The following is a 12,011-nucleotide window of genomic DNA, read 5'->3' on the forward strand; positions in this document are numbered from 1 at the left end:
TGATCGTCAAGGGCAGCATTCTGGTGTTGGCGGTGTGGGTGGATATAAGTACGCGCACCGGCCGGCGCTAAGGGTTTTATTTGCCCAATAACACCGCCCCGTCGCCCTCCTGCCCCAACCGATCCCCCGGATTGCGCAGCGGGCAGTCGGCCAGGGACAGGCACCCGCAGCCGATGCACCCGTCGAGCTGGTCGCGCAGTTGGGTGAGGCTGTTGATTCGCTCATTCAACAGGTCGCGCCAACGCGTAGAGAGCTGCGTCCAGTCCTTGGCCGTCAGCGGTCGCCCCTGCGGCAGTTCCTCCAGTGCCGCCTTGATGGTGGCCAATGGAATCCCCGCGCGCTGCGCCACCTTGATCACCGCAATACGGCGCAGCACGTCACGGTGGTAGCGCCGCTGATTGCCTGGGCTGCGTTGGCCGTGGATCAAACCCTTGGCTTCGTAGAAATGCACCGTCGCCACGGTCACCCCGCTACGCCGCGCCACTTCGCCGACCCCGAGGGGAATGTGCACATCGATTTTCGCTGCCATGGGCGCCTTGACCTCATCTATACATGAGGTCTTATAAAGAGTGTCGGCTTGTCCTGGCAAGCCTTCATTCCTTTGACATGGAGTCTCCATGAACACAGCGCAAACCACTCCCTCCAACTGGGCGGCCTTGCTGTCCGGTGCAAACGGCGTACGCTCACTGGCCCTGGCAGGCGGCGTGGTGCTGCATGCGATCAACGTCTACATCGCCACCACGATTCTGCCGTCAGTGGTGCAGGACATCGGCGGCATCGACTATTACGCCTGGAACACCACGCTGTTTGTCGCCGCCTCGATCCTCGGTTCGGCGTTGTCTGCGCGTCTGCTGGGCCGCCTCGGGCCGCGTGGGGCGTACGGGGTTGCCAGCCTGGTGTTCGCCGGCGGGGCATTGGCCTGCGCGTTTGCGCCTTCCATGCCGGTGATGCTGGTCGGACGCCTGGTTCAGGGCCTGGGCGGTGGGTTCTTGTTCGCGCTGTCCTACGCAATGATTCGCCTGGTCTTCGATGAACGCTTGTGGCCACGGGCGATGGCGTTGGTCTCTGGGATGTGGGGTGTCGCAACGCTGGTCGGGCCCGCGGTGGGCGGCGTGTTTGCCGAACTGGGCCTCTGGCGGGCGGCGTTCTGGTCCTTGATTCCAGTGGCCGGGTTGTTCGCCGTGCTGGCCGCGGCGGTACTGCCTGGGCGCAACACAGACCGCGTTGCGCCAACACCGTTGCCGATCACTCAGCTGGGGTGGCTGACGGCGGCGGTACTGTCGGTGTCGGCCGGCAGTGTCTCGTCCACCCTGCCCCTGAACCTGCTGGGGCTCGCAGCGGCCGCCTTGTTCACTGGGCTGCTGATCATCACGGAAAGCCGCGCTCGCCATCGACTGTTGCCCGCCGGCGCCTTTCGGCTGGCCACTGCGCTTGGCGCGCTGTACGCCACGATGGCGTTGTTGGCCGTCGCCGTCACCAGTGGCGAAATCTTTGTACCGCTGTTTCTGCAAGTCCTGCACCATCAGTCGCCCCTGGTGGCCGGTTATCTTGCCGCACTGATGGCGGCCGGCTGGACGCTGGGGTCAATCGCCAGCGCAGGCATAACGGGCGCGAATGTTCGCCGGGCAATCCTCGCCGGACCGATCCTGGGTGTTGTAGGCATGCTGGCGCTGGCGCTGCTGATGCCTGGCGAAAGCCACGGCGATGCGCAGACGCTTGTGCCGATCTGCGTGGCCCTTGTCCTGATCGGCCTGGGGGTCGGCCTGGCATGGCCGCACCTGTTGACCCGGGTGTTCCAAGTGGCCCCCGCTGGTGAACAGGACCTGGCCTCTGCGTCCATTACCACGGTGCAACTGTTCGCCACCGCGTTTGGCGCCGCGCTGGCGGGCATGGTCGCGAACATCGCGGGCCTCACTGACCCCGGCGGAATCGAAGGCACGGCAAGCGCTGCGGTGTGGTTGTTTGCGGTGTTTGCGCTGGCACCGGTGGTGGGTGTGCTGATTGCCAGGCGGGTAGTTCAACGGATCGGTTAGTGGTTGCTGATGCTTGTGTGGGAGCTGGCTTGTGTGGGAGCTGGCTTGCCTGCGATAGCGGTCTATCAGTCGAAAAATAGGTGACTGACAGTCCGCATTCGCGGGCAAGCCCGCTCCCACAATTTGACCGCGTACAGGCTTTGGTTATTTGGGGAACGATCAAAAAACGTAACAGCTGCTCCGGTTTTCATTTTCATAGCGCCACGACTGGATAATGCCCTCACCCGAGACGAGCACAGAGTATCGACAGTCGCGGATCCAGGTCACGAAGTAGCGCTGGCCATCACCCTCCTTCACCACCTGGTCATAGACCTTGTTCTTGTTGACCGGCGACCAGTAGGAATCGCCACAGCCGCGGCTGCAGTCGTCATAGAGGTGGGCGTCGAAGCGCGTGCCGACAAACGCGTTCATACCGCTCGTCCATACCGAATAAGACGGCGCACAGCCCGCCAGCAACGTGCTCAACAAGGCGATACCGACGATTGCTTTCAAAGCGTTCTCCAATGGACGGAGGCAGGGATCCATTCCATGCCGGGACAGTCATTTATCGTGGCGCCGGGCTGGTTTCATCTTCTTTGAAAGCCGAAACCAGCAGGTAGAGGGCAACCAGCAACACGTAGACAAGCATCAGTGCAGACAACCAGAAAACGCCGTACCGGGCCATATGCGCGTCGAGGCCAATGACATCCTCAGACACGCGAACCTGTGCCACGCCATCGCTGTAGCCGATGTGCACGTCTTTCTCCATGAGTGTTTTCAGATCACCCTGAAAATAAACCCAGACCCTGTAGACACCGTTTTGCACAATCGCCGGGATCTCCACGCTGCTCATCAAATCCGGTTTGAGGGTATCGATACGTGATTCGTCGCGGATCTGAACGACGCCTTTCTCAGGTAGCTTGATGTGCACTTCCTTGATCACCTTGCTGCCGGTGTTCCTGAGGGTGATCAACAGCCTGACGGGGTAGTTGTCAGGTCCCCTTTCGAACGGCGCGTCGAACAAGGCCTGATAGGGGGCCTGGCTCAGGTCAACGATCTTGTTGATCTGTTCGTGGCTGAGGGCACCGTTGCCGGCTTGCTTGATGTCGTCATACAGGCGCGCGTAATCGAGGTGTTCCTTAACCGTGTCCAAGCGCTCGGTGAATAGACGTGGCGCACTGTCGTATTGGTAGGAAAGATCGGCCTCGAGTTTGTTGTCGTCCTTTAGCACCATATACATGCTCAGGACTGACAGCAGCGCCCCCGGCAAGGCCAGCAATACTCCGAATTTTACCCAGCTCAACGTGGCATTTCCCTATTGATTGATTTGACTGTGTGCGCTCGCTGGGTGAGCGTGCCAAGTTCCTTCAAGTAGAGCAAGAGAAGCCAAGACCTGCGCGCCGTTCCTGGCGCAGAAAAAAGTGTGGGAGCTGGCTTGCCTGCGATAGCGGTGCATCAGTGCCAAACTGGCTGGCTGACACGCCCCTATCGCGGGCAAGCCCGCTCCCACATTGGATCTTCTACAACCTGGGGTTATTTCGAAACCGGCATGGCGAATTCGACGCCTTGCTCAATGCTCTCCGACCCGCGCTGCATGATCGACTTCTGCTTGGTGTAGAAGCGCACACCCTCAGTGCCATGGGCATGCAGTGATTCTGTGCGGCGTCAGTAGTGCGCCTCAATAATCTTCGTCATCGCTGATCTCGTTACCATCATCATTCGTGGCGTATTTCTGGCTCATGAACGCGTCATTGGCCTCTTTTTCCTCCTGCGTCATATGCGTGATGTCATGCCACGCTTTTTCTTGCTCCCTCGTTAACTGGTCCTCCTCCACAAATTTTTCTTCAGGCAGCACTTTGTTGACTGCGGGTGTAATGTTCGTCTCGCGCAATTCGGCGGATGGCTGGTAATGACCACTCGCATTGGTCCAGAACTCGGGTTTGCCTGCCTTGACGTAAATAGTGCCCGCATACAGTACGTCAGTAGTGCCCCCCTTGATGGATCTCAACCCGTCGGTCAATGCCGAGTGTCCTTCCACCCACTGGGGACTGATGTGAGCGTTATAGGCGTATGGCTTACCGGCCGGCGTGAGGCCTTTGTCCATGGAGCCCACATAGACCTTATCCGGCTCATCTGCCCGTATCACAAATGCATACGCACCATCTCTCAGGACAAACTTGCCGTACCTCGGGTCTTGCGACGTTAACGCGTAACGCCCATCAGGCAGTAGGCTCAGCTCAAAAATCTGATCCGGTGTGGCAGGCTTCTGTAGCGTGGAGCCCGAAATACGCTCTTTGAGCGGAACGGGTTCAGTCTTTTGCCCGCCCACAACCCCTCGCCGCCTCCAGACACCCGCCTCGTCCGGCTTGGCAATTTTCCCGCTACTCACCAATTTTTCTGGATCATTCGGATCTCTTACTCGCAACAGGAAATGCTCGCCATCCCCCGCATCCGGCTTTTCGGAAACGAAGTACTTTTTGCCGAGAAATTCCACCTCCTTCATTCCCGGAAAGGTTGTTGAGGCGACAGTGGGGGGCCTTACATTAGGTGTTTCTTGGGTATTGACCGGGACCTCATCAGCGGTACTTGACGCTTTAGAGGTGCGGACCAAGTCAAATTCTTTTTGCTGCGCGCTGTATCGCCACCGGTAATTATTGCCCGGGTTAAACGCCACGGCTGACTCACCGATACTGTACTCCAGCGCCTGTGGCCCCAATTCGTGTATCAGTTGCAGGGCAGAAATCACGGCGGCGGCGCTGCCGCCAACACGATCATCCGCGGTCATGCCATAAATGGAATCGTGCACACCGAATACGATGTTGCCCGCGGTGCCAACAACGGGTAGATAACCGAATGTATGACCCCAGAGTTCTTTAGCGCCTTTCCAATTCTGCTGAGAAGAACCAAACACCTCAGTCTGATCGGACCAGAGCGCATTTTTGGCATTGACCGCTTGGAACTTGGCAGCGATACCGTCATCGACACCCGCGTATTTCAACTCATAGTCGCTATCTCGCGAGCGGGTGTAGTTAAAGGTCGCCAACACCGGCACACCTTCATCCGAGAAAAAATTGTGACGCCCCGGATAATGGGCATCCACACCGGAAATCAAATTATGCAGAACATCGCCGGCTTTAGGCCAATGAGCATCGTGGCCGCCTTGGCGGTCTCGGGCATTGAAACGGCGCAGCACATCATCACGGTTATCTTTGGCCCAACTGGCAAACTCCTTATCGCCGTTAATTTCACGGACACGGCCATTCCTCAAGTCAATCATTACTCCTTGATTGGGCCGGTGCTCGTTATAATTACCGTCATACTCGGTATACGGGATAAATGCATAACCTTCCAAGGGGTAGCCATAGATATTGGGGATAATCACTTGTCCGTTTTTATCCAGCGTGCGCCGGACCGCCGCTTGTGCAGCGGGGCTCAGATGTTCGAAGCTGTCCTTGTCCCCAACTAAACCTTGTAACGTGCCACGTAAAACATAAGCATCTGACGCCCCGGAAAACTTAGCCAATGGCCCTGAAGGATCGCGCATGGCGTTGGCAATATCCTGCGTCCAATGCGCCTGAAGTTTTTTGCCAAGACTCTCCAGGTCATTAATAGTGTTCTTGTCTTTGGGATCGATCACCATGGAGTTGAAATTGACCACCCCACCCCGCGCGGGCTTATCATGTGCCAGCGCACCTGCAGCAATCTCCCATGCCGAATAAGTCCGCTGTGTGGTAGTCGTCAGATGTTCTGCATGTCCTTTCCCGACATACGTGTTGAACGTTACCGTGATTTTTTCGTGTGGGTCGTACCCTGCGGCCAACAACCCGCCACTAAAGTAACCCGAGGGCTCCATGAACGCCCGAACGTTCTGAAATTTAACACTTCTTTCGCCTTCGCTACCGCGCCCTATGTCTTCAACACGCGCCATGATGCGTTTAGCGTAGTGATCAATACGCTGCTCTCGCTCCTGATAGGTATAAGTCGCCGACGGCGGTGCAACAGTCGCTGAGCCATAGATTATGTCCCGGTAAATGTCCAAATCGGGAGTAGAAGACACGACCTGATTAACGTTTGCGCCACGGCCAATATCTTTATCCGCTGAGTGCCTCGCCGAGTCGCTTACTTCATTGGTAGCCGAGTGCGAATCATCGGCGGAAGAAAAGTAGCGACTACTCACATTAAACGAAATGGGATTTGAACTCATGGCCAGCTCACCTTATCAATAGATTCATGGCGGTAGGTATCGCGCTGTTTCTTTCGTACACAAACCATACGAAAGGTCGCACACCAGGAGCTAGATAAGTCGCTTCTTCAAGTGAATAAGTTCCTTCAAAACACCGCTTTCCTATTACATAGTATTTTAGTAACACAATACCTTTTAGTCACTAAAGATACTTAACCATTACCCTCGCTGAATGAAACACACTTTAAAAAATATGGGAGCGGGCTTGCTCGCGAATGCGGTGTATCAGTCGAAATAGAGGTGACTGACACTTCGCATTCGCGGGCAAGCCCGCTCCCACAGGTTGACCGCGTACAGGCTTTGGTTATTTGGAGACCGGCATGGCGAATTCGGCGCCTTGCTCGATGCTCTCCGACCAGCGCTGCATGATCGATTTCTGCTTGGTGTAGAAGCGCACACCCTCAGTACCGTAGGCATGCATGTCGCCAAACAGGCTCTTCTTCCACCCGCCAAAACCATGCCACGCCATCGGCACCGGGATGGGCACGTTGATACCGACCATGCCCACCTGGATACGCCGCGCAAACTCGCGGGCGATGTTGCCGTCGCGGGTAAAGCAGCTGACGCCGTTGCCGAATTCGTGGTCGTTGACCAGCTTCACCGCTTCGCCGAAGTCGCTGACGCGCACGCAGGCCAGCACCGGGCCGAAGATTTCTTCGCGGTAGATGCTCATTTCCCGGGTCACGTGGTCGAACAGTGTCGCGCCCAGCCAGAAGCCGTTTTCCAGGCCTGCTTCGGTCGGCACGTAGTCACGCCCATCCAGCAGCAGGTGGGCGCCGGCCTGCACGCCTTGTTCGATATAGCCGCTGATGCGTTCCAGCGCCGCGCGGGACACAATCGGGCCCATCTCGGCTTTCAAATCGCGGCCGTCGGTGATGCGCAGTTGCTTGGCGCGCTCGGTCAGGGCAGCGATGACTTTGTCACCCACATCCCCCACCAGCACCGCCACGGAGATGGCCATGCAGCGTTCGCCAGCACTGCCGTAGGCCGCGCCCATCAGGGCATCCACGGTTTTTTCGATATCGGCGTCGGGCATCACCACCATGTGGTTTTTCGCCCCGCCCAGGCCTTGCACGCGCTTGCCGTGGCGGGCGCCGGTTTCGTAGATGTATTGGGCAATCGGCGTCGAGCCGACAAAGCTCACCGCCTTGACGTCCGGGTGTTCGATCAGCGCATCCACCGATTCCTTGTCACCCTGCACCACGTTGAACACGCCTTTGGGCAGGCCGGCCTCGCGCAGCAGTTCGGCCATGAACAAGGAGGCGCTTGGATCGGTCGGGCTTGGCTTGAGGATGAAGGTGTTGCCCGCCGCGATGGCGATCGGGTACATCCACATCGGCACCATCACCGGGAAGTTGAACGGCGTCACGCCCGCGACAACGCCCAGCGGCTGGCGCATCGTCCAGTTGTCCATGCCCCGGGAAACCTGGTCGGAGTACTCACCTTTCAGCAGGTTGGGAATGCCGCAGGCGAATTCGAGGATGTCGATGCCACGGTCGACTTCGCCCTGGGCATCGGTAAACACCTTGCCATGCTCGGCGACAATGATGCGTGCGAGGTCGTCTTTGCGTGCGCGCAGCAGATGCAGGTATTCGAACAATACGCGGGCGCGGCGGATCGGCGGGGTGTCGGCCCAGCCGTCAAAGGCCGCCTGGGCAGCGGCGACGGCTTCGTCCACGGTCTGGCGGCTGGCCAAGGCGACGCGGCCGGTCTTTTCGCCGGTGGCCGGGTTGAAGACGTCCTGATAACGGTCATCGCGGGACACGCGCTGGTCGTTGATGTAGTGCTCGATTGTAATTGTCATGGCAGTCGATCCCAGGTGGATAAGCGTTGGACACACGATAGGCTTTCGCTTTGTTCCAAACCAGAGCAGAATCCTGAACTTATTGTCCACCTACGCGAACAATCCAATCATGGAAAAGGCTGAGATCGAAGGACTGTGGACCCATATCCATTGGCTGTCGGTACTGGAAGAGCACGGCACCTACACTGCCGCTGCCGCACGCTTGGGGGTGAGCAAATCGGCCGTGAGCCAGCGTATTTCCGACCTGGAAAAGGCCACCGGTACAAGCCTCGTCACTCGAACGACGCGCAGCGTGCGCTTGACGGACGCCGGGTTGTCGCTGACCCGTGAAGTGCGCAGCGCCTACGAGCAGATCGCCCGCAGCTTCTCATCGGTACGCGACTCGGTCGGCGAGATTCGCGGGCTGGTGCGGCTGACAGCACCCGTGGCATTTGCTCGTCAGCAACTGGTGTCGCATCTGTCGGAATTTTTGCAGCAGTACCCGCAGGTGCGCATCCAGCTCGATGTGTCGGACGCCTTGAGCTCGCTGGCGGCCGAAGGCTACGACTTGGCCGTGCGCCACGGCTTCCAGGTGCCGGAGACCCATGTGGCGTGGAAGTTGTGCGATACCGGCTCGGTGCTGGTTGCCACCCAGGACTACCTGCAACGCCACGGTGAACCCCGTGAGCCCGGCGATTTGTCCGCGCATAATTGCCTGTTCTACCCACGCGGTACCGACCAGCCCGCCTGGACCTTCGAACGCGGCGGCAAAAACGTCGAGCGCCTGACCGTGCCCATCTCCGGCAGTTTCGCCACCAACAACAGCGAAGCCCTGCGCGACTCGGCGCTCAACCACCTGGGCATCGCCCTGCTCCCGGACTTCAGCGCCCATGCCGCGCTGGCCAGTGGCAAGTTGGTGCAGGTGCTCAAGGGCTGGACACTCAAGGGCGCGTTTGCCGATGAGATCTACTTGATCCGACCGTATTCGCCCCATGTGCCGAAGTCGGTGAGTGTGTTGGTGGGCTACCTGAAGGAAAAACTGTCGGGTGGATTTCGCTACGTGGGGTGAGGTTTATCGCTTGCCCAGCAGAACAGAAAGTCCATAATGGACAAATAAGTTCAGTCACGGAGACTCCCATGCCCAGCACACCTCAAGTGATCAACCAAACCCAGGCCCGCGAACTGCTCGCCCAAATCGACGTACCGCAGATCCTGCACAAGCTGTTCCGCGACCTGGCTGCCGGGCAGGCGGTGCAGCCGGCGCAGCAACTGGTGGAATTCCCCCACGGTGCCGGCGACTTTATCAACTACCTGGGTGTGCTGGCCGAGGACGGTGTTTATGGCGTGAAAACCTCGCCCTATATCGTGCGTGAACAAGGACCGCTGGTGACGGCCTGGACGCTGTTGATGTCGATGCACACCGGCCAGCCACTGCTGTTGTGCGATGCCGCCGAGTTGACCACCGCACGCACTGCCGCGACGACGGCGTTGGCGGTGGATGCATTGGCGCCTTTGTCCGCGCGGCGCCTGGCGATCATTGGCAGTGGCAAGGTGGCCCAGGCCCATCTGCACTACGTGAAAAACCTCCGGGACTGGCAAAGCATCAGCCTGTTTTCGCCTGGCCTGGCCAGCGCCGACGACACAGCCATCGCACACCTCAAAAGCCTCGACCCACGATTGAGCATTGCGCCGAGCAGCGATGCTGCGCTGGACGCCGCCGACGTGATCCTGCTGTGCACCTCATCGGCCGGCCCGGTGATCGATCCTGCACGCTTGAGCAAACCGGCGCTGATCACGTCCATCAGCACCAACGCCCCGCGCGCCCATGAAGTGCCGCCGCAGTCGCTCAACGGCATGCAGGTCTTCTGCGACTATCGCCAGACCACGCCAGCCTCGGCCGGTGAAATGCTCATCGCCACGGAACAACATGGCTGGGACAAACGCCACATTGTCGGCGACCTGCCCGAACTGCTCAGCGAACACGTGCAACGCCCGTCCTACGAGCGTCATGTATTCTTCCGCTCCATCGGCCTGGGCCTGGAAGATATCGCCCTGGCCAATGCCCTCTGGAGGCACCTATGAGCCACGCAGACTTCATCATCATCGGCGGCGGCATCGCTGGCGCGTCCACCGGTTTCTGGTTGTCGCAGCACGGCAAGGTGCTGGTGCTGGAGCGCGAAAGCCACCCGGGTTATCACTCCACCGGACGTTCGGCGGCGCTCTACACGGCGGCGTATGGCACCCCCCAGGTGCGCGCGCTGACCCTGGCCAGCCGGGCGTTTTTCGACCACCCGCCAGAAGGTTTCTGCGAGCATCCGTTGCTGACGCCACGGGGCGAAATGACCGTGGACTTTATCGGCGATGCGGCCGAGTTGAACGCGCAATACCTGAGCGCCAAAGCCACCGTGTCGCAGGTTGAACTGCTCAGCGCCGACGAAGCCTGTGCGAAACTGCCGATCCTGCGCCGGGAAAAAGTCCACGGCGCGCTGTACGACCCGACCGCCAGCGATATCGACACCGACGCGCTGCACCAGGGCTATCTGCGGGGCATCCGCCGCAACGGTGGCGAGGTGCTGACCGATCACGCCGTGCAGGGTTTAAGCCGTGATGCCGCAGGCGTTTGGCAGGTACAGGCTGGCGCAGAAACCTACACCGCCCCGACCCTGATCAACGCCGCTGGCGCCTGGGCCGACCAGATCGGCGCAATGGCCGGCGCCGCACCCATCGGCCTGCAACCCAAGCGCCGCTCGGCGTTTATCTTCGCCGGCCCCGAAGGCCTCGACACTCACCACTGGCCGATGCTGGTGGCGCTGGACGAGTCCTTCTACATGAAGCCCGACGCCGGCATGTTCCTCGGCTCGCCGGCCAACGCCGACCCGGTGGAACCCCAGGATATCCAGCCCGAAGAACTGGACATCGCCATGGGCATCTACCAGATCGAAGAAGCCACCACCCTGACCATCCGCCGCCCGACCCGCACCTGGGCCGGGCTGCGCAGTTTTGTCCCTGATGGTGATTTGCTGTCCGGCTTCGACTCCCAGGTGCCTGGCCTGTTCTGGGTCGCCGCGCAAGGTGGCTACGGCATCCAGACGTCACCGGCCATGGGCCAGGCCAGTGCGGCACTGGTACGCGGCGCGCCCTTGCCGGAGCCACTGGCGCGGTTCGGCCTCGACGCTGGTATGCTCTCCCCCGCCCGCCTGGAGCCCCGTTGATGAACAGCGCCGAACAAGAACAGAGCATGCAGAACTTCCGTGCGATGGCCGACGCCATCGCCACGTTGTTCTTTCCCCACGCCGAAGCGGTGCTGCACGATTTGCGCTCGCAAAAGGTCGACTACATCGCCAACAACCTGTCGAAACGGGCGATTGGCGATGACTCGGCGCTGGAGGACATGCTCAGTGATGACGTCAGTGACGTAAATATCGGCCCGTATGAAAAGCTCAACTGGGACGGCCAGAAGATTCGCAGCCTGAGCACCGTGCTGCACGACCACAAGGGCCGGCGCCTGGCGGTGTTGTGTATCAACCTGAATATTTCGCTGTTTGAAAACGTCAAGGCGGCGTTGGATTTGTTCCTCTCGCCGAGCAAGCTGATCCCGCAGCCGGACTCGTTGTTTCGCGATGACTGGCAGGAGCGGATCAATACGTTTTTGCATGCTTGGATGCGTGAGCGGCAGTTGAGTTTGAACCTGCTGACCCGGGATCATAAACGCGAGCTGGTGTTGGCGTTGCATGCCGAGGGTGCGTTCAAGGGCAAGAGTGCTTCGAACTATGTGGCCAATGTGCTGGGGATGGGGCGGGCGACGGTCTACAAGCACCTCAAAGAATTAAAAGGTATCTGAGCACACCTCTATTCCCTGTGGGAGCTGGCTTGCCTGCGATGGCGGTCTTTCTGTGTACATATCCGTTATTTGGGTAACGGCTACCTATGGTTCCGCCCTTACGGCGGCTCACTTTGGAAAAGCCGGAGTGCC

Annotated in this window: 10 protein-coding genes; 5 read left to right on the forward strand and 5 right to left on the reverse strand. The window is 59.5% G+C overall.

Annotated features, from left to right (window positions below; genetic code table 11):
• Positions 1-76: 76 nt before the first annotated feature.
• Positions 77-529 (reverse strand): redox-sensitive transcriptional activator SoxR, encoded by a 453-nt coding sequence (gene soxR, locus B348_RS0126060; protein ID WP_017738971.1) that lies wholly within the window; start codon positions 527-529, stop codon positions 77-79.
• Positions 530-617: 88 nt separating this feature from the next.
• Here soxR and B348_RS0126065 point away from each other — a divergent pair, with 88 nt between their 5' ends.
• The gene (locus B348_RS0126065; protein ID WP_017738972.1) at positions 618-2,033 is read left to right on the forward strand and encodes an MFS transporter; all 1,416 of its coding nucleotides are present in this window, start codon (positions 618-620) and stop codon (positions 2,031-2,033) included.
• Between the two features lie 159 nt (positions 2,034-2,192).
• On the opposite strand, the gene B348_RS0126070 is transcribed toward B348_RS0126065, so the two are convergent.
• The 4 genes from B348_RS0126070 to B348_RS0126090 all read right to left on the reverse strand — a co-directional run bounded on the left by B348_RS0126070 (position 2,193) and on the right by B348_RS0126090 (position 8,059).
• Positions 2,193-2,525, reverse strand: coding sequence for a hypothetical protein (locus B348_RS0126070; RefSeq protein WP_256204503.1), 333 nt, complete (start codon positions 2,523-2,525; stop codon positions 2,193-2,195).
• Between the two features lie 52 nt (positions 2,526-2,577).
• On the reverse strand, positions 2,578-3,315 hold the full coding sequence (locus B348_RS01000000130330) for a hypothetical protein (RefSeq protein WP_157356561.1): 738 nt from the start codon (positions 3,313-3,315) through the stop codon (positions 2,578-2,580).
• A 375-nt stretch (positions 3,316-3,690) separates the two neighbouring features.
• On the reverse strand, positions 3,691-6,216 hold the full coding sequence (locus tag B348_RS01000000130335; protein ID WP_017738976.1) for a hypothetical protein: 2,526 nt from the start codon (positions 6,214-6,216) through the stop codon (positions 3,691-3,693).
• Between the two features lie 343 nt (positions 6,217-6,559).
• The gene (locus tag B348_RS0126090; protein ID WP_017738977.1) at positions 6,560-8,059 is read right to left on the reverse strand and encodes a CoA-acylating methylmalonate-semialdehyde dehydrogenase; all 1,500 of its coding nucleotides are present in this window, start codon (positions 8,057-8,059) and stop codon (positions 6,560-6,562) included.
• A gap of 109 nt (positions 8,060-8,168) precedes the next feature.
• Here B348_RS0126090 and B348_RS0126095 point away from each other — a divergent pair, with 109 nt between their 5' ends.
• From B348_RS0126095 to B348_RS0126110, 4 genes are all read left to right on the forward strand, one after another.
• Entirely contained in the window at positions 8,169-9,107 is a 939-nt protein-coding gene (locus B348_RS0126095; protein WP_017738978.1) for a LysR family transcriptional regulator, read from the forward strand.
• 68 nt (positions 9,108-9,175) lie between these two features.
• Complete coding sequence (locus B348_RS0126100; RefSeq protein WP_017738979.1) at positions 9,176-10,120, forward strand: ornithine cyclodeaminase family protein; 945 nt, start codon at positions 9,176-9,178, stop codon at positions 10,118-10,120.
• Positions 10,117-11,250: an FAD-binding oxidoreductase gene (locus B348_RS0126105; RefSeq protein WP_017738980.1), complete on the forward strand. Its 1,134-nt coding sequence runs from the start codon at positions 10,117-10,119 to the stop codon at positions 11,248-11,250. The genes B348_RS0126100 and B348_RS0126105 overlap by 4 nt, the downstream gene beginning before the upstream one ends.
• On the forward strand, positions 11,250-11,879 hold the full coding sequence (locus B348_RS0126110; RefSeq protein ID WP_017738981.1) for a transcriptional regulator: 630 nt from the start codon (positions 11,250-11,252) through the stop codon (positions 11,877-11,879). Before B348_RS0126105 ends, B348_RS0126110 begins: the two co-directional genes overlap by 1 nt.
• Positions 11,880-12,011: the final 132 nt, after the last annotated feature.

Source organism: Pseudomonas sp. CBZ-4, assembly GCF_000346755.1.
Taxonomy (GTDB): Bacteria; Pseudomonadota; Gammaproteobacteria; order Pseudomonadales; family Pseudomonadaceae; genus Aquipseudomonas.